14 protein-coding genes are annotated in these 17,104 nt (G+C 69.4%); 4 read left to right on the top strand and 10 right to left on the bottom strand.

What is annotated here, in order from left to right; translation table 11 throughout:
* Positions 1-30: 30 nt before the first annotated feature.
* A complete protein-coding gene (locus LPC10_RS14865) occupies positions 31-624 on the bottom strand; it encodes a DUF3578 domain-containing protein (protein WP_231342874.1) in 594 nt (197 codons plus the stop codon).
* A gap of 10 nt (positions 625-634) precedes the next feature.
* A complete protein-coding gene (locus tag LPC10_RS14860) occupies positions 635-1,768 on the bottom strand; it encodes an anhydro-N-acetylmuramic acid kinase (protein WP_231342873.1) in 1,134 nt (377 codons plus the stop codon).
* A 127-nt stretch (positions 1,769-1,895) separates the two neighbouring features.
* Between LPC10_RS14860 and tyrS the strand changes: the two genes are divergently transcribed.
* On the top strand, positions 1,896-3,167 hold the full coding sequence (gene tyrS, locus LPC10_RS14855; protein WP_231342872.1) for a tyrosine--tRNA ligase: 1,272 nt from the start codon (positions 1,896-1,898) through the stop codon (positions 3,165-3,167).
* 307 nt (positions 3,168-3,474) lie between these two features.
* Here tyrS and LPC10_RS14850 read toward each other — a convergent pair whose 3' ends face one another.
* Positions 3,475-4,551, bottom strand: coding sequence for a fatty acid desaturase (locus LPC10_RS14850; RefSeq protein WP_231342871.1), 1,077 nt, complete (start codon positions 4,549-4,551; stop codon positions 3,475-3,477).
* Positions 4,552-5,041: 490 nt separating this feature from the next.
* Positions 5,042-8,470, bottom strand: coding sequence for a DUF3971 domain-containing protein (locus LPC10_RS14845; protein ID WP_231342869.1), 3,429 nt, complete (start codon positions 8,468-8,470; stop codon positions 5,042-5,044).
* A 150-nt stretch (positions 8,471-8,620) separates the two neighbouring features.
* Here LPC10_RS14845 and LPC10_RS14840 point away from each other — a divergent pair, with 150 nt between their 5' ends.
* Positions 8,621-9,088, top strand: a complete 468-nt coding sequence (locus LPC10_RS14840; RefSeq protein ID WP_231342867.1) for a peroxiredoxin — start codon at positions 8,621-8,623, stop codon at positions 9,086-9,088.
* 176 nt (positions 9,089-9,264) lie between these two features.
* Positions 9,265-10,449: a M23 family metallopeptidase gene (locus LPC10_RS14835; protein ID WP_231342865.1), complete on the top strand. Its 1,185-nt coding sequence runs from the start codon at positions 9,265-9,267 to the stop codon at positions 10,447-10,449.
* A 36-nt stretch (positions 10,450-10,485) separates the two neighbouring features.
* On the opposite strand, the gene prfB is transcribed toward LPC10_RS14835, so the two are convergent.
* Positions 10,486-11,614, bottom strand: a protein-coding gene (gene prfB / locus LPC10_RS14830) for a peptide chain release factor 2 (protein WP_108940824.1) whose coding sequence is annotated in 2 segments (ribosomal slippage) — positions 10,486-11,544 and positions 11,546-11,614 — 1,128 coding nt in all. Because the reading frame shifts where the segments join, the coding sequence is not laid out codon by codon here.
* Positions 11,615-11,690: 76 nt separating this feature from the next.
* On the opposite strand from prfB, the gene LPC10_RS14825 reads away from it, so the two are divergent.
* Positions 11,691-12,185 carry a DUF2809 domain-containing protein gene (locus tag LPC10_RS14825; protein ID WP_231342864.1) on the top strand — a complete coding sequence of 165 codons (495 nt, stop codon included), beginning with the start codon at positions 11,691-11,693 and terminating at the stop codon, positions 12,183-12,185.
* A gap of 54 nt (positions 12,186-12,239) precedes the next feature.
* On the opposite strand, the gene LPC10_RS14820 is transcribed toward LPC10_RS14825, so the two are convergent.
* The 5 genes from LPC10_RS14820 to LPC10_RS14800 all read right to left on the bottom strand — a co-directional run bounded on the left by LPC10_RS14820 (position 12,240) and on the right by LPC10_RS14800 (position 17,079).
* Positions 12,240-12,854, bottom strand: a complete 615-nt coding sequence (locus tag LPC10_RS14820) for a tetratricopeptide repeat protein (RefSeq protein WP_231342859.1) — start codon at positions 12,852-12,854, stop codon at positions 12,240-12,242.
* Positions 12,855-12,889: 35 nt separating this feature from the next.
* Positions 12,890-14,593 (bottom strand): lysine--tRNA ligase, encoded by a 1,704-nt coding sequence (locus tag LPC10_RS14815; RefSeq protein ID WP_231342858.1) that lies wholly within the window; start codon positions 14,591-14,593, stop codon positions 12,890-12,892.
* A 106-nt stretch (positions 14,594-14,699) separates the two neighbouring features.
* Positions 14,700-15,629, bottom strand: coding sequence for an AEC family transporter (locus tag LPC10_RS14810; protein WP_231342856.1), 930 nt, complete (start codon positions 15,627-15,629; stop codon positions 14,700-14,702).
* A gap of 110 nt (positions 15,630-15,739) precedes the next feature.
* Entirely contained in the window at positions 15,740-16,045 is a 306-nt protein-coding gene (gene rpmB, locus LPC10_RS14805; protein ID WP_110349860.1) for a 50S ribosomal protein L28, read from the bottom strand.
* A gap of 185 nt (positions 16,046-16,230) precedes the next feature.
* Positions 16,231-17,079 carry a tetratricopeptide repeat protein gene (locus tag LPC10_RS14800; protein WP_231342855.1) on the bottom strand — a complete coding sequence of 283 codons (849 nt, stop codon included), beginning with the start codon at positions 17,077-17,079 and terminating at the stop codon, positions 16,231-16,233.
* Between the last annotated feature and the right edge of the window lie 25 nt (positions 17,080-17,104).

Genomic DNA, 17,104 nt, shown 5'->3' with positions numbered 1-17,104 from the left:
CCAGCTTCCGCCTGCGGTTCCGGCCCTGCCTCAGAACATGAGCCCGCCCCGCGCCTTCAGCGCACGGTAGGCGGCGATGCCGGTGGCGAGGTCGGCGCGCAGCCTGCGCTCGTCGGCCAGGGCGTCGAGATCGTAGGTCAGGCCGAGGATGTGAGCGGCCTCGTAGCCCTCGGGCAATTCGCCCGCGATTCCGAGGGTAATCGCGGTGGCCGGCAGGACACCCGAGAAATCCGAGAGTCGTTGCCGCAGCCGGGCGCCGCTGACGCGCAGGTGCTCGCCCGCGCAGGTGCCGTGCTCGCGGATCGCCGCCACGGTCCCTTGCGCCAGCGAGAGATGCACCGCCTCGCGATGGGCCGGAAACAGATAGACGAGGTAGTAGCCGCGTGTGGCGCTCGTCGTCACGGCGGGGTCGAACATCGCCAGCCACGGCACCGCCGCCCAGTGGCTGCCGCGGCCGGGGCTGCCCTTGACCAGGAACGGTCCGTCCAGCGGCGCGAGCGCCCGGCGCAGTTCGTCCGGCGCGCCTTTGCGGATGACGTGGGCCAGTGGATGCCCGGCCGGCGGGTCGGTGCGCGCGAGCGGATACTCCTCGACGATGCGGCGCAGGGCGTGGCCGAGACTCAACGGACGAGGCTCACGGGTCGGAGACGATGCCGCCCGTGACCGGCGCGCTGACCCCGGTGGTGGTCGGGTAGGTGAGCGGTAGGCCTTCGAGGGCGCGCAGGGCGAGATAGGCGAAGGCCTGCGCCTCCAGGAAGTCGGACGACCAGCCGATCTCGTCCGCGTTCAGCACCTCGGCGTCGAGGAGCCGCTTCAGCATCGCCATCAGCGTCTCGTTCTTCGCCCCTCCCCCGCCGACGATCCAGCGGGTCGGCGGCTCCGGCGTGAAGGTGCGGCTGCGAGCGATGGCGTGGGCGGTGAAGGCGGTGAGCGTCGCCGCCCCATCCTCGGTCGTCAGGTAGCCGGCGAGCCGGTGGGAGAACCAGTTGCGATCCAGCGATTTCGGCGGCGTGCGCAGGATCAGCGGGTGGCCGAGGAGGTTGTCGAGCAGCGCGGCATCCACCGTGCCGCGGGCGGCGGTGGCGCCGCCTTCATCGAAATCACGGCCGGCCCGCTCCTTCATCCAATCGTTGATCGGCCCGTTTCCCGGCCCGGTATCGAAGGCGAGCACGGTGCCGCGCGAGCCGATCAGCGTAACGTTGGCGAGCCCGCCGATATTGAGGATGCCCAGCGGTCCGGCAAAGCCCGCGGCCTCGGCCAGCGCCTTGTGGAACACCGGCACCAGCGGCGCGCCCTGGCCGCCCTGCGCCACGTCGTTGGCGCGCATGTCGGACACGACGCGGATGCCGAGGCGCCGGGCGAGCGCCGCGCCGTCGCCGATCTGCAGGGTGAGGCCGAGCCGAGGCCGGTGGATCACCGTCTGGCCGTGGAAGCCGATCACCTCGATCTCGGCGGGGCTCAGGCCGTTCTCGGCGAGGAACGCCTCGATCGCCTCGGCATGGGCGCGGGTGACGAAATCCTCCGCTTCCGCGAGGCGGCCCGGACGGTCGGTGCGCGTTCGGATGCCCTCGGCGTCCCGAGTGACCTCGCGCAGCAGCGCCTGCTCGGCCTCATCGTACCGACGATAGCCGGTCGGCCCGAGCGGTGCGATGAAGCCATTGGCGGACTTCACGACGCGGATGCGCTCGCCATCGCTCTCGATCAACGCGAGATCGATCCCGTCCAGCGAGGTGCCGCTCATCAGGCCGATCGCGCGCTTCATCGCCATGGCCGCCCTGTCCCCCCGTGTCTTTCGCGGCCTGCCCTGCTAAGAGCGCGCGCGAGCGCTTCCCCTCGCGGGATAGCATTGCGGCCGCGCCCCTGTCGCGCCGCCACACCATCCGAGACCGATCACCATGACCGCCGAGAGCTTCGCACTGAGATCCGACTTCATCCGGGTGCTGCAGGAGCGCGGCTATATCCACCAGGCTTCCGATCTCGCCGGCATCGACGCGCTGGCCGCGGAAGGCGGGCTGACGACCTATACCGGTTACGACTGCACGGCGGCCTCGCTCCATGTCGGTCACCTGCTCTCGATCATGATGCTGCACTGGCTGCAGCAGACCGGCGGCAAGCCGGTGGTGCTGATGGGCGGCGGCACCACCCGCGTCGGCGACCCGTCGGGCCGCGACGAAGCGCGCAAGATCCTGACGCTGGAGCAGATCGAGGCCAACAAGGAGGGGATCAAGCAGACCTTCGCCCGCTTCCTCAGCTTCGGCGAAGGCGGCAACGGCGCGGTCATGGTCGACAACGCGGAGTGGCTGACCAAGCTCAACTACATCGAGATGCTGCGCGACATCGGCCGGCACTTCTCGGTCAACCGCATGATGTCGATGGACAGCGTGCGGATGCGGCTGGAGCGCGACCAGGAACTCTCGTTCCTGGAGTTCAACTACATGATCCTCCAATCCTACGACTTCGTGGAGCTGAACCGCCGCTTCGGCACCCGCCTGCAGATGGGCGGCTCGGACCAGTGGGGCAACATCGTCAACGGCATCGATCTCGGCCGCCGCATGGGCACGCCGCAGCTCTACGCGCTCACCTGCCCGCTGCTGACGACGTCGTCTGGCGCCAAGATGGGCAAGACGGCGGCCGGTGCCGTCTGGCTCGATGCCGGGATGCTCTCCCCTTACGATTACTGGCAGTTCTGGCGGAACACCGAGGACGCCGATGTCGGCCGCTTCCTCAAGCTGTTCACCCTGCTGCCGCTGCCCGAGATCGAGCGGCTCGCCGCGCTCCAGGGGGCCGAGATCAACGAGGCCAAGACGATCCTTGCCACCGAGGCGACGGGACTGATGCACGGGGCGGAGGCCGCGGCGGCCGCCGCCGAGACGGCCCGCAAAACCTTCGTGGAAGGCACGCTGGCGCAGTCCCTGCCGACGATCTCCGTGCCGTCCCCGGTGCTGGAAGCGGGTCTTGGCGTGCTCACCGCCTTCGGGCCGGACTACGCCAAGCTCGTTCCTTCGACGAGCGAGGCGCGCCGCCAGATCAAGGGCGGCGGCCTGCGGGTCAACGACGTGCAGGTCAGCGACGAGAAGGCCGTGCTGCGCCCGTCCGATCTCACGGCGGACGGCGTGATCAAGCTTTCGTTCGGGCGCAAGAAGCACGTTCTGCTGCGGGCGGAATAGCCGCCTCTTCCGGTCGGGAGGGGCCTGCTCACCTCGGGCCCCGATCGTTCCGACAGTTCGGATGATGCTCATGCATGTCCGAGCCTTCGTCCGCGTCTCGGCGGCTGCCCTGTCGAACTCTGACCGCGTCCCGCGCGTCTCATACCGTTTCCGGTTGATTGCTTCGGTTTTTGCCCGACGCCATCATCGCGAGGCGAAGCCGAAGCGATCCAGGGCGCGACATCTCCGGAAAGTGCGGAGCCCTGGATTGCCACGGCTTCGCCTCGCAATGACGAAGAGACACCGAAGCGATCAAGCGGACCGCGTCTCAGGCGGCCTGGAGCCCTCGTACACGCGCGAAGCCAACCATCCTGCGGGCCTCTTCGTCCCAGAGCGCCAGCTTCAGGCAGCGCAGGCTCTCGCGCAGGGTCAGACGGCCCACGCGCCCGAGAACCTCGTGGCCGTCGAGGCATTCCTGCAGGCGATAATTCGGGATGCGGCTGTTGAGATGGTGGACGTGGTGCAGGCCGACATTGCCGGTGAACCACTGAAGAACCCGCGGCAGCGCATAATATGAACTGCCACCGAGCGCCACGCGATGGAAGTCCCAGGCGTCGGCCTCCTCCCAGACGGTCTCCTCGTACTGGTGCTGCACATAGAACAGCCAGCCGCCGACCCAGGCGGCGACGACGATCACCGGCAGGAATGTCCAGAGCACCGGCCCGATGCCGCCGGCCGCGAGCGCGAGCACGGCTAGAGCCGCGAGGAGCACGGCGTCGAGCGCCAGCACGTCGCGCCACGCCGTCCGCCACGGGAGTCCCATGCCGGAGGGCAGGCGTTGCAGGATGAGGAAGTTGATCGGAGAACCGAGCACGATCAAGACGAGCGGATTGCGGTAGAGGCGGTAGCGCAGCCGGCCCCAGCGCGGCAGCGCGAGATATTCGCGCACGGTCAAGGTATGGATGTCGCCGGTGCCGCGGCGGCTGAGATCGCCGGTGGTGGCGTGATGCAGGGCATGCGCGCGCTTCCAGCTGTCGTAGGGCGTCACGGTCAGCAGGCTCAGAGCGCGACCGAGCCCGTCATTGCCGCGGCGTGACGGCAGGAACGAGCCGTGCCCGCAATCGTGCTGGATGATGAAGAGCCGCACCAGGAGCCCGCCCGCCGGCACGGCCAGCGGCAGGGCGAGAAGCGCGTAACCGTTCGCCGCCGCGCCGAGCATCACGGTGCAGAGGATCAGGTAGGGCAGCAGCGTGTCGGCCACCTGCCGAAGTGCCAGCCGGGGAATCGGTTCGCGGAACGCGGCGCAGTGTCGGGCCACCTCCCGCGCCAGCCGCGCATCGTCGGTTCGGTTGGCTTCGTCCGCGCGCCCGCCTGTCGCGGTCGGGTTCGATGGTGGGGCGATCACAGCGGCCGGCAATCCTGTTCGTCGGGCGCCTTGTGAGGCGGGATAGGCGTGAAACGGAGCCGTTCGCGTGACGCGATCGGGCCGCTGCCGTCGGTTCCGCTTCCGCGGTTCGAACGGATGTTCATCACGGTTCGGGCCAAGCGGGCCCAAGCGTGCGACCTGTTCAGCCGCTCGCCGTAACCGTACGAGGTTTGCGTTGGAGAGATCTCTTTCGCCGCCCTTCGAGAGCGCTGCGATGAGCGCGAGGCTCGAACGCAGGAACCCTCACCGGTCAGACCGGTCGGTCTCAAAGGCCGTATGCGAAAGGCCGAACCTTGTGAAGGCGCGACTTGAAGCACCGTCGCGCTTCCGATCCACCCGGTGCCATTGTGCCGCGTCGCGCTCGATCAACGCCGCGCCCCGGCACGGTTCGGAGGTCGTCTACGCGATCGTTCTCGATCCCCTCCTCGACCGGACGCCCCAGATGGTCGGAAGGCTCGCGTTCGGAACCCTACCGTTCGGGCCCGCCCTGCCCTGCCCCATTGGCGAACGCCCCGCCGCCGCCAGCGCCGAACAGCTTGCGCAGGAAGCCGGGGGCGACCGCCGAGAGCGGGTTCACGTTCACCGTCGGCTTGGCGATCGGGCCCGAGACGTTGAAGTTCACCGCGAACAAGCCCTCGTTGCTGCCGCCTGCGAGCAGCGGCCCGAACAGCGGAACCTGCGCCACCACGTTGTTGAGGCCGTAGAGCGGCACGAAGGTCCCGTCGATCTGCGTGCGCTCCTTGGCGGTGTCGAGCCAGCCGGTGGCGGTGAAGCCCATCGCCGGGTTGGAGATCGCTGCGTCGGAAAAACTCACCCGCGGGCCGCTGCGCGTGAAGTTCGCCCGCATCGTGTCGAAGCCGACATCGTTGGCGTTCGGGGCCGCGCGCCGTCCGTCCGCGGGCGGAGGCGCCTGGGCGACGATGCTCGACAGGGCGGGCTCGTTGCGTAGCGCGAAGTCCTTGATCTGGACCACGCCGGCCTGCGGGCCGTCGTTGAGATAGATGTTAAGCGCGAGCCGCCCGCCATACATCCGCTTGTAGATGTCGAGGAAACGGAGGGTGGCGCCGGAATCGGCGGATTCGAGGGTGAGCAAGGGCGCACCGCGCTCGCTCCGGACGACGGCGTTCAGTGGGGCGGCGCCGAACCGGCCCTTAAACTGGGCGGCGCGCAGGTCACCGCCTTTGAAGCTCGCCTTGAGGGTCGCGTTGGTCAGCGACTCGCCGTTGAAGCCGGACACGATGCTGGCGGCCACATCCGCTTCGATCTCCTTGCCGGGCTCCTTGCTCCCCTTGCTGTCGTCCGTCATGCCCTTGAGGAAGGGCCGCGCGTCCACGACGGCCCCCTTCACCGCCACCTTGTAGGCCGAGCCGGCCCGGTCGAGGCTGACGCGCATGTCGTCGCCCGGCGAGAGCTTGAGCGTCGTCAGGTCCGCCCGTTCCAGATTGCCCTCCGCCGAAATTGTGGCGCTGCCGCGGGCGAGCGCCGGAGCGGCGTCGAGGGTGATGTCGCGCATTTCCATCCCGCCGCCGGCCGCCTCCACCAGGGTGAAGCCGAGGCGCCCGGCCTTGCCCGCGGGCTTGTTCCAGCCCGGAAGCAGGCCGTTGATCGAGGCCCGCGTGAGATCCGCCTCGACCCGTGCCGGCGGCTTGCCGGCGGAGGCCGGGCGGCCCACCGGCACCACCACGCGGGCCGGGATGGCGCCGCCGAGCTGCGGCGCGGTGGGAAGGCCGCGCTTGGCCCGGAAGGCGTCGTCGAGGACGAGGCTCACCACCGCTTCACCAGGGCTGCCGGGCTTGGGCTGCTTCAGGTCGATGGCGACCGCCGCGCCGAGGAGCCGCCCGTCGCCCTTCAGGGCGAACCCGCTGCGGTCGAAGGAAATCGTGAAGCGGCCCGCCTCGAAGCGGTCCTTGCCCACCGCCTTATCCATGCTGAAATCGGCGAGCGTCCCGGTGAGGGTCACCGGCATGTCGGCCAGATCGGGCACGTGCTTGAGGTTGATCGGCACGTCGATGCGCAGGTCCGCCTTGCCCTTGATCGTGGCCGGATCGATCTCGGCCCCCGTGAGCCCCTTGAACATCGGCGTTTCGAGGAGCGCGGCGAGCGATTCGGCCGATCCGGACAGCCGCAGGCCGAGCTGGGCGATGATCTTGTCCGGCTGCGGATCGCGGATCAGGAAGGAGGCGTCCGAGATCGACAGCACCCGCGTGTCGGAAAGGCGGATCGCAGCGGTGGCGTTCTGAATCGTCGTGGTGCGGCCGGTGATCGTGCCGCTGACCCGGCCATGGCTCAGCGGCGGGGCGTCCTGCGAGATCGAGAGGCTCGCGTCCGAGACCGCGAAGGTGATGTTGAGCGCCTGATCCGGCATCGGGTCGCCGCGGGTCGCGGCGGCGAGTTCCGGGCCGCTCATGTCGATCTGGATGTCGGCCCCGTCGAGCCGTCCGCCGCGCAGCTCGTCCACGAGGTAGTTGCGCACGCCGGGCGCGATGTTCTCGGGCCACAGCCGCAGCGCCTTGCGGCCGTCGGTTCCGCTTGCGACGATGTGCAGGGTGATGCCGTCGTCGTCGGCTCGGGTGCCGATGGTTCCGCTCAGGCGGCCCTGCAGGCCATCGGCCGCGATCGCGATCGACTCGATGTTCACGCCCCCGGCCCGGCCGGTGATCCGGCCGGTGATCTCGCCGACGCGGAAGGACGGGTCGCTGCGGGCGGCGCCGCGCAGCAGGGCATCCTTGCCGGCGAAATCCAGGGTCCAGGCATCCTCGGCGCCCTGAGGGCCGATGGCGAAGGCGCCGGTGAGGTGCGCGTCGTTGCCGCCGCCCTTGTAGTCGATCGCCGAGATGGCCAGCGCACGCCGGGTCTCGTCCCAGGCGGCCTCGGCGCGCAGCTCGTCGATGACGACGGGGTTGAAGTCTTTCTCGTCGACGAGGAGCGTGCCGCCGCCGGTCTTCACCTCGGCCTTCATCGTCTCGATGCGCCCGCCGGACAGAGCCACGTCGGCCTTGGCCGAGAGCTTGAGGTCGGTCTCCACCGGCATCTTCGAGTGGCCGGACAGCAGCAGCAGGTCGGTGACCGGAAGGTCGTCCAGGGTGATGACGCCCGCGCGCCGCCCCTCCCCCACCTCGTGGACGCGCCCGCCGAAGCGCCACTCGCCATGCGGGCCGTCGATGCGCAGCTCGAACACCCGCGAATCGTCGCTGGTGCCGCGGCGGAACAGGCCGTTCACCCGCTCGAAGGTGGCCTGATGCCGGGCGTCGTCGATGAGGTTCAGGCGCCCGTTGGTGATCCGGGCCCGATCGAGGGCGCCGATGACGCCCGCCGGATCGAGCACGACGCCGAAGATCGAGGCGACCGCCGCCGAGACCGGCGAGACGGTGCCGCGGGCGGCGTCCACGCTCGGCAGGGTGTGGGGTTTCGCGGCCTCGCCCTGCTGCGGCGCGGAGGCCGCGAAGGCGATCGAGCCGTCGTCGTGGACGAGGGCCGTCATCTCGATGTCGCGGAACTCGATCGAGCGCGGCAGCACCGACAGGCGCAGCAGACTCCAGGTGTCGAGGCTGACCACCGCGAGCGGGGCGCGCACCACTAGGGCGCCTTCCGGGTTGAAGATGTCGAGCCCGCCGACCCGCAGCGCCAGCGAAGACTCGCTGTCGAGTTCGAGCGCGCTGTCGCGCAGGGCCACCCGCCAGCCCGGTCCGAAGCGGTCCGCCACCGCCTCGGCGACCTGATGGGTGAGGCCGTCGATGCGCAGCGGTCCCTGCGACAGCCGCAGGACGACGAGACCGCCGCCGAGCCCGAGCAGGAACACGAGCAGCAGCGTGCACCAGAGAACCGGCCGCCGCCGCCGACGCGGGCGGCGCGGCTCGACCGCCTCCTGGAGCAGGGTCCTGGCCGTTTCCTGATCCATCACTCGTTCGCTGCTGCACCCGTAGGTTCGGGCGGAGGTCCGTTGGCCGCGGCGTCTTTCCTCAGGATTCAAGCCACTCCGGCATGGCGTCCCGGGACGTCTGCGTGCATGGGGTCAGGCACACCATCAATCGGCCGAAAGGAAGGCGAGATGCCGTTAGAACCCGGCAATGCGGCGCCCTTGTTCTCGTTACCGGGAGCGGGCGGGGACACCATCTCTCTGGAGAGCCTGCGCGGTCAAAAGATCGTGCTCTATTTCTATCCCAAGGACGACACGAGCGGTTGCACCCTGGAGGCGCAGAACTTCAATGCCCAGAGCGAGGCCTTCGCGGCGGCCGGGGCGACCGTGATCGGGGTCTCGCCCGATTCCGTCAAAAGCCATGACAAGTTCCGGGCGAAGTACGGCCTAACGTTTCCGCTCGCCTCCGACGAGGCCAAGACGATGCTGGAGACTTACGGCGTCTGGGTCGAGAAGAGCATGTACGGCCGGAAATACATGGGCGTGGAGCGCACGACCCTGCTCATCGACCGTGAAGGGCGCATCGCGCGGATCTGGCCGAAGGTGAAGGTGCCCGGTCACGTCGAGGAGGTTCTGGCGGCGGCGCAGGCTCTCGCCTGACAATACAACCGGATTGTTGAGCTTTCACACGCAGAAGCTTCGCTTCCATTTCCGAAACGCCGCTTCGACAAATGGGGCCCGGTGTATCGTCCCGGCACCGGCTCCCTGACGACGCACTAAGCTTCCTTAACCTTAATCGTCTGTGATCGGCCGCGTCACCGAACGACCGACGTGCCATGACATCGACTGCCTGGGCCCGCCGCAGCGCCGGCCTCTCTTCCCCACCGCCGCGCCGCCTCATCGTGGCCCTCAGCCTGGGACTGGCCGTCTCGACGCTCTGGGCGGCGGGAGCGAGCTACTACCTCGTCTTCCACGACGAGGTGCTGGCCCGCTTCGTTTCCCGCCAGAGCGCGATGCAGTTCACCTACGAGGAACGGCTCGGCACGCTTCAGCGCGCGCTCGACCGGTCGGCGGCCGAGAGCGTGGCGGCGCGCGGCAGCGTCGAGAACCGGCTCGCAACCCTCATTGAGCGACAGGCCCTGATCGAGAAGCGCCAGGGATTGCTCTCCGGCTTCGCCGGGGCGGCGTCCATCGACAATCCTCCGCCCGCACCGGCGCCGGCCCCAGCTCCGGTCGCGGACACCGCGCCGCGGGTCCGGAAGCCGTTCCCGACGCCGGGACTGCGCATGGGCGGCGAGGACCGCGTCGAGATCATCGGGCACGACTCGGCCGCACGGCTGTCGCGCCTGGAGGACGCGCTGCAGCGCGTCGCCGAGGCCCAATCGCGCACCGTCGCCGGCATGGCCCGGCAGGCCGCGCGCAGCGCCGAGCGATTTCGCGATCTGATCGCCCGCACCGGTCTCTCGCCCGCCCGCTTCGACGCGCCGCCGGCCGGCGTCGGCGGCCCTCTCGTCCCGCTCGGCACCGACACTTTCGAGAGCGCCCTGGCCGATGCCCGGCGCCAGATCGACGAGGAGACGCATCTGCGCCGGGTGGCCGCCGCCCTCCCCTTCCGCCAGCCCCTGCCGGGTGAGCTCACCTTCACCAGCAGCTTCGGCGCGCGGCTCGATCCGTTCACCCGCGGCTACGCGCTCCACACGGGCGTGGATATGCGCATCGAGACCGGTACTCCGGTCCAAGCGACCGCCGCCGGGCGGGTCACCGCGTCCGAGTATGCCGGCGGCTACGGCAACATGGTCGAGGTCGATCACGGCCGCGGCCTCGTCACCCGCTACGCGCACCTGTCCGGCACCGCCGTCTCGGTCGGGCAGCGGGTCGAGGCGGGCACCGTCGTCGGGTTTGCGGGCTCGACCGGCCGCTCTACCGGCAGCCATCTGCATTATGAGACCCGCATCGACGGCGAGCCGGTCGATCCCCAGCGGTTTCTCCGCGCCGGGGCGCAACTCGTCTTCGCCGATTGAGGGCGAAGGTCTCCTCCCCAAGCGGGGAGGAGAGCGTCAGTCGATATCCGCGACCTCTTCGCTGCCGCCGAAGACGCGCTGCGCCAGCGAGGCTTCCATGAACGGGTCGAGGTCGCCGTCGAGCACCTCGTCCGGGTCGGTCGATTGCGTGCCGGTGCGCAGGTCCTTCACGAGCTGATACGGCTGGAGCACGTAGGAGCGGATCTGGTGACCCCAGCCGATCTCCGTCTTCGAGGCCGCTTCGGCGTTGGCCTTTTCTTCCCGCTTCTTCAACTCTGCCTCGTAGAGGCGGGCGCGCAGCATGTTCCAGGCGGTGGCCCGGTTCTTGTGCTGCGAGCGCTCCTGCTGGCAGGCCACGACGATGCCGGTCGGGTTGTGCGTGATGCGCACCGCCGAATCGGTCGTGTTGACGTGCTGGCCGCCCGCGCCCGACGACCGGTAGGTGTCGATGCGGCAGTCGGATTCCTTGATCTCGATCTCGATCCGGTCGTCGATGACCGGATAGACCCACACGCTGGCAAAGCTGGTGTGCCGCCGCGCGTTGGAATCGTAGGGCGAGATCCGCACGAGGCGATGCACGCCCGATTCGGTCTTGAGCCAGCCATAGGCGTTGTGGCCCTTGATCAGGAGCGTGGCGCCCTTGATCCCGGCCTCTTCGCCGTCGGTCATCTCGACGATCTCGACCTTGAACTTCCGCCGCTCGGCCCAGCGGGCATACATGCGCTGGAGCATGTTCGCCCAGTCCTGGCTCTCGGTGCCGCCGGCGCCGGCATGGACTTCGAGATAGGTGTCGAAGCCGTCGGCCTCGCCGGAGAGAAGGGTCTCGACCTGCCGGCTCGCAGCCTCCTTCTCGACTGCCTTGATCGCGTTCTCGCCCTCGGTGATGGAGGCCTGGTCGCCCTCCATCTCGCCGAGTTCGATCAGCGTCGCGGCGTCCTCGAGATCCTGCTCGAGCTTCTTGATCGCGGTGACGGCCTCGTCGAGCTCCTGGCGCTCGCGCATGACCTTCTGCGCGGCCTCCGGATCGTTCCAGAGGTCGGGATTCTCGGAAGCCGCGTTTAGCTCCGCGAGGCGTTTATCGACGGTGTCCCAGTCAAAGATGCCTCCTCAGCAGCCCTATAGACTGCTTGGCGGCATCCGAGGCCTGCTCGATCTCGGCGCGCATCTGGTGTGAAACTCGTTTGTCGGTGTGGCCGGGGGTGATACCGGGCGGCTCCCGCCCTGTAAACCGCCGCACCGCGATGCCGATCCTCCGATCCCGCCGCATCCTCCTCCTCGCCGCCGTCCTGGCCGTGATCGTGGCGGGCATCGGCGTGCGCTACCTGCCGTTCGGCCTGCCGCGGGAGGTCGTGAAATATGCGGGCTCGGTGCTGTGGGGGGCGATGGTCTACGGGCTCATCGCCTTCCTCCGCCCGGCCGCGCCCGTCGGCCGGCTCGCGGTCGCCGCCGGGCTCATCGCGGTACTGGTCGAGCTGTTCCGCCTCGTCCATACGCCGGGACTCGACGCGTTCCGCCTGACGCTGGCGGGGCAGTTGCTGCTCGGGCGCATCTTTTCCGTCTGGAACGTCGTGGCCTATGCCGCCGGCATCGGACTAGCGGCCGGGCTCGATGCGGGGACGCGGCAACTCGACGGGCGGCGGCGCATTGCCGATAAGCTGGCCATGCCGGGCGTCGCCGAGATCGATCTCAAGCCATATCATGCGACGATCGAAAGCCGACCGGCCGATCTTTCCTGATGTGATGGTGCTCCTGAGCCGTGGCGTGGCCGGCTTCGAGCCGACCGGCCTGTCTCAGCGCCCGGAGATCGCCCGTACCACCGCCTGGTTCGGCGCAATGTAGCGCTGGAAGTAGGTCTTCCCGCGCGCCTGCGCCTCCTGGATCTGGGCGCGGTCGAGCATGCCGGCCGCCTGGATGGCATTGGCCATGGCGGACTCATCCATGATCGAGGCGTGGGTCGCCGGATAGATCCAGGCCATGCCCTCGACGGTATCGCGCGGTACGCCCTTTCCCTCGATGTAGAGAATGCCGAGTTCGTTGCCGGCCTTGTAGTGGCCACCCTTGGCCGCCCGCTCGTACCAGCGCGCGGCCTGCGCCGGGTCGACGGCGACGCCCTGGCCCTTGCGATAGGATTGGCCCAGGTTGAACGCGGCGAGCATGCTGCCGCCCTCCGCCGCCTGCCGGTAGTAGTCGAGAGCGCGCACCGGGTCGGCCGGAACGGCACGGCCCTCCGCGTAGGCGACGCCGAGATTGTAGAGCGCCTGCGGGTCGCCCTTCGCCGCGCCCGCCTCGAAGGCGCGCATCACCGCCGGGAAGTCGCCCCGTGCATAGGCCTTGATGCCCTGCGCCACCTGGGCCGAGGCGGACGTCCCGAACAGGGCGGCGAGGACGCCGAGAATGCCTGCCAAGGCCTTCCTCCTCACTTTGCTGCCCGGTCTCACGCTCACTCCGCCGCGGCCTTGCGGCTGTCGAGGAAGGCCGCGTGCTCGGCGACCAGGGCGCCGCTCAGCGCCTTCTCGATCAGCGCCCGCGTGCCGGCGATTCCGTAGAGCGCGATGAAGGAGCCGAAGCGCGGTCCCTGCGCCTCCCCGAACAGCACGTTGTAGATCGAGGCGAACCATGTCTTCGACACGCCCGGCCGCCCGTCCGGGCTCTTGGCCTTGCCGGACAGGTCGGGGAAGTGGCGCCGGCCGACCTCGTAGACGATCGCCTGCAGCGCCTCTGGGTCGGTCGAGCCCTCGTGCTCGGCGAGCGTGTCGGACAGGTCGCGCAAGGCCGCGGCCTCCTCCTCGGTCGGGGCGCGGTACTGCTTCTGCGGGCGCACGAAGTCCCGGTAATAGGCGAGCGCCCGCGTCACGAGCCCGGCGAGCTTGGGATGCGTCTCCGGCCCGACATTCGGCGCGTAGCGGCGGATGAAGCCCCACAAAACCGCCTCGTCCTCGGCATTGGCCACCGCCACGAGGTTGAGCAGCATGCCGAAAGAGAGCGTCGTGCCGGCCTCGTCGATGGTCTCGACCGCCGGCGGCGCGCCCGCGTGCAGGTGCCAGACCGGGTTGCCGAGCCGGTGCTTCGCTTCCTGGCCGGCGAAGCGGCCGAGGAAGTTGTCGTACTCGTCGACGTGGCGCGGGATCACGTCGAAGAACAGGCGCTTGGCCTCCCGCGGCTTGTTGTACATGAACAGCGCGAGCGACTCAGGGGTCGCGTAGGTCAGCCACTCGTCGATCGTCAGGCCGTTGCCCTTCGACTTCGAGATCTTCTGGCCCTTCTCGTCGAGGAAGAGCTCGTAATTGAAGCCTTCGGGGGGCTCGGCGCCGAGCGCACGGGCGATCTGGCCCGAGAGCTTCACCGAATCGATCAGGTCCTTGCCCGCCATCTCGTAATCGACGCCGAGCGCGACCCAGCGCATCGCCCAGTCGGGCTTCCATTGCAGCTTGGCGTGCCCGCCGGTGACCGGCGTCTCGTAGATCTCGTTCGTCGCCGGATCGCGCCAGACGATGGTGCCGGCGCTCGGTCTCACCTCGTCGATCGACACCTGCATGACGTGGCCGGTGACGGGATGGATCGGCAGGAAGGGCGAGTAGCTCGCCGAGCGCTCGGCCCGCAGCGAGGGCAGCATGATCGCCATCACCGCGTCGTAGCGCTCGAGGACGAGGCGCAGCGTGTCGTCGAAGACGCCGGAGGCGTAGCACTCGGTGGCCGAGCGGAACTCGTAGTCGAAGCCGAAGGCGTCGAGGAAGCGGCGCAGCTCCGCGTTGTTGTGCGCGCCGAAGCTGTCATGCGTGCCGAACGGGTCCGGCACCTTGGTCAGCGGCAGGTTGAGCGCGTCGCGCAGCATCTCCCGGTTCGGCACGTTGTCCGGCACCTTGCGCAGGCCGTCCATGTCGTCCGAGAAGGCGATCAGCCGGGTCGGCACCGCATCGTTGGTCAGCACGCGGAAGGCGTGGCGCACCATCGAGGTGCGGGCTACCTCGCCGAAGGTGCCGATATGCGGCAGGCCCGAGGGGCCGTAGCCGGTCTCGAACAGCACCTCGCTCTTCGGCTTCTTCTCCAGCCGCGCCACGAGCTTGCGCGCCTCCTCGAACGGCCAGGCGGCGGCGGAGGCGGCAGCCTCCAGAATATCGGGGTCGAGACGAAGGGGCGCGGACATCGAATGCTTTTCGGGGTTCAGGACGGGCGCCGCACCGGCCATCCGGGCCGGGGCGCGAGAGCGGGCAACCTATGGAGGGCGGGGGCCGGGGTCAACGTGAGGCCGGTCATCCCCGCCCGAGCAGCATCAGCCAGCCGACCGTCGTCGCGGTGGCAGCCAGTGTCGAGACCAGCACGGCGGCGGCGACAAGCCCCTGCTCGCTCTTGTAGCGGGCGGCGAGCAGGTAGGCGTTGATGCCCACCGGCATCGCCGCGAACAGCACGGCCACGCCGGCATAGGCCGGCGGCATGGTGAAGACGTGGAAGGCCAGGAGGTAGACCGCGAGCGGGTGCAGGCCGAGCTTGAGCGCCGCGACGATGCTGGCACCCGGCAGGTCGTGCAGCACCTTGTAGCGGGTCAGGCCGGCGCCGAGCGCGATCAGCGCGCAGGTCGAAGCGGTGCCGCCGATCGAATCGATCAGTGCCTTCGGGATGCCGGAGAGCGAGAGCCCGGTCGCCTTCATCGCCATGCCGACCGCGAGCCCCAGGAAGATCGGATTCTTGGCCAGCACCAGTCCGAGCGCCCTGAGACGCTGGCTCAAGGGCCGCTCGCCCTCCGACTCGATCAGGAAGGTGGCCGCGCCCATCATCAGCGGCAGGTGGACGGCCAGCAGCATGAAGAGCGGGAAGGCGCCCGACTCGCCATAGGCCTGGAGAATCATCGGCACGCCGACGAAGACGGTGTTCGACTGACTCGCGGCGAAGCCGTGCAGCACGGCGCCGCGCCGGTCCACACCCGCGGTGCGGCGCCCGATCAGCGAGCCGGTGGCCCAGGCGATCGCGGCCCCGCCGAAATAGCTCGCCCAGTAGCCCCAGGCGATCTCGCCCGTGAGGCCCGGCCGCGTCAGCGTCGAGACGATCAGCGCCGGCACCGCCAGCGAGAAGACGTATTCGGAGAGCCCGTCGCCGACCCGCTCGGAGATGATCTTGGTGAGCGAGGCCAGCCAACCGACGAGGACGAGGCCGAAGATCGGGAGGATGAGGGTGAGCGCCGTCATCGGCAGCTTGGGCCTTGTCGAACGGAAAAAGCCACCGGGCGCGATCCGCGCATCCGGTGGCCTCCCGATTCATTTTGGAAGAAGTGCGGGCCGCTGCGGACCCGGCGGACTTACGCGGCGGCGGGCGTCGCGGTCTCGGCGAGCTTCTTCTCGATGTCGCGCTTGAGCAGGCGGGCGGTCTGCGACAGCTCGATCTCGCGCGCCTTGACGAGGAAGGCGTCGAGGCCGCCGCGGTGCTCGACCGAGCGCAGCGCGTGGGCGGTCACCCGCAGGCGGACGCGGCGGTTGAGGGCATCCGACTGCAGCGTGACGTTGCAGAGGTTCGGAAGGAACCGGCACTTGGTCTTCCGGTTCGAGTGGCTCACGAGGTGGCCGACCTGGACGGCCTTGCCCGTGAGTTCGCAGCGACGCGACATCGTTACAGTCCTGTCAACGTTAGGCCGGGTCTCGGCGCTGAAGCGTTTCGGCAATGCCACACGGCTCTCGCGCCGAGGGCGTCGAACCCTCGCGACAATCGATACCGGCGGAGTCCTATGGAAGTGGCGAGCCTATAGGGGAGACGCACCGGATTCGTCAAGGTCGAAGGGCGAAGAACCTCGGCTTACTGGATCACCGTCCGCGCCAACTGCCGGCTCGGAGCGGGGCTCGGTGCCTGCGCCGTCTTCGGTGCCGCGCGCCGGGCCGCCATGGCACGCAGCTCCCGCACATTGGCCGCCGCTTCCGCCGGGCCGAGGTCCTGGGCCAGGACCTGCTCCGCCTCGTCGTAGCGGCCCTTGAGGCCGAGCACCAGAGCGAGGTTCTGGCGCACGCGGGCATCCGCCTTCGGCTGGCCGACCGCGAGGCGCAGGGTCGTCTCGGCCTCCTCGAGGCGGCGGGAGAGGGCGTAGGACAGGCCGAGATTCGACAGGACGCGCGGCTCGTTCGGCGCGATCTTGAGAGCTGCGTCGTAGAGGCTCTGCGCCCTCGCGTGGTCGCCGGTCTCGTCCGCCACCATTCCCTGCGCGGAGAGCACGCGCCAATCGGGCTGGGCCGGGCTGTGAGCGTTCTGGAGGACCTCGTTGGCCTCCCCGTAGCGGCCGGCATCGGCGAGGCTCTTGCCGTAGGCCGCGAGCACCGCCTTGTCCTTCGGGTTGCGCAGCGCAAGCTGCTGCAGCACCGCGACCGCTTGCGATTTCTGATCGGTGGCGCGCAACGCCGCGGCGTAGCGCATCGCGTTGCGCGCATCGCTCGGATCGGCGTTGTAGCGCTCCGCCAGAGCCTCGACCTCGGCGCGGGGCGAGCGCTCCGGGCGGCTCTTGCCGAACGGGTTGAGGCTGCTGATCGAGCCCGTCGTCTCCGGGGACCGGGTCTGGCAGCCGGCGAGTCCCAGGCCCACCAGAACCAGGGCGAGCAGGCGGCGGGTGCGGACCGTTCCAGGCTGGCTCGGGGCCCTGCCGCAGATGCCGGTCATGTTGTCCTCTCCCCCAATCCCGCGG

Source organism: Methylorubrum sp. B1-46 (genome assembly GCF_021117295.1).
In the GTDB taxonomy this organism is placed as follows: domain Bacteria; phylum Pseudomonadota; class Alphaproteobacteria; order Rhizobiales; family Beijerinckiaceae; genus Methylobacterium.
Note: the sequence above shows the minus strand (reverse complement) of the source record. Positions and strands in the feature narration are given on the sequence as shown.

What these genes read in the sequence shown, in the direction of transcription:
- LPC10_RS14835 (WP_231342865.1), top strand. Translation starts at nt 9,265, where the DNA reads ATGACATCGACTGCCTGGGCCCGCCGCAGCGCCGGCCTCTCTTCCCCA.
- LPC10_RS14840 (WP_231342867.1), top strand. Translation starts at nt 8,621, where the DNA reads ATGCCGTTAGAACCCGGCAATGCGGCGCCCTTGTTCTCGTTACCGGGA.
- LPC10_RS14815 (WP_231342858.1), bottom strand. Translation starts at nt 14,593, where the DNA reads ATGTCCGCGCCCCTTCGTCTCGACCCCGATATTCTGGAGGCTGCCGCC.
- rpmB (WP_110349860.1), bottom strand. Translation starts at nt 16,045, where the DNA reads ATGTCGCGTCGCTGCGAACTCACGGGCAAGGCCGTCCAGGTCGGCCAC.
- LPC10_RS14800 (WP_231342855.1), bottom strand. Translation starts at nt 17,079, where the DNA reads ATGACCGGCATCTGCGGCAGGGCCCCGAGCCAGCCTGGAACGGTCCGC.
- LPC10_RS14825 (WP_231342864.1), top strand. Translation starts at nt 11,691, where the DNA reads ATGCCGATCCTCCGATCCCGCCGCATCCTCCTCCTCGCCGCCGTCCTG.
- LPC10_RS14860 (WP_231342873.1), bottom strand. Translation starts at nt 1,768, where the DNA reads ATGGCGATGAAGCGCGCGATCGGCCTGATGAGCGGCACCTCGCTGGAC.
- LPC10_RS14845 (WP_231342869.1), bottom strand. Translation starts at nt 8,470, where the DNA reads ATGGATCAGGAAACGGCCAGGACCCTGCTCCAGGAGGCGGTCGAGCCG.
- LPC10_RS14810 (WP_231342856.1), bottom strand. Translation starts at nt 15,629, where the DNA reads ATGACGGCGCTCACCCTCATCCTCCCGATCTTCGGCCTCGTCCTCGTC.
- tyrS (WP_231342872.1), top strand. Translation starts at nt 1,896, where the DNA reads ATGACCGCCGAGAGCTTCGCACTGAGATCCGACTTCATCCGGGTGCTG.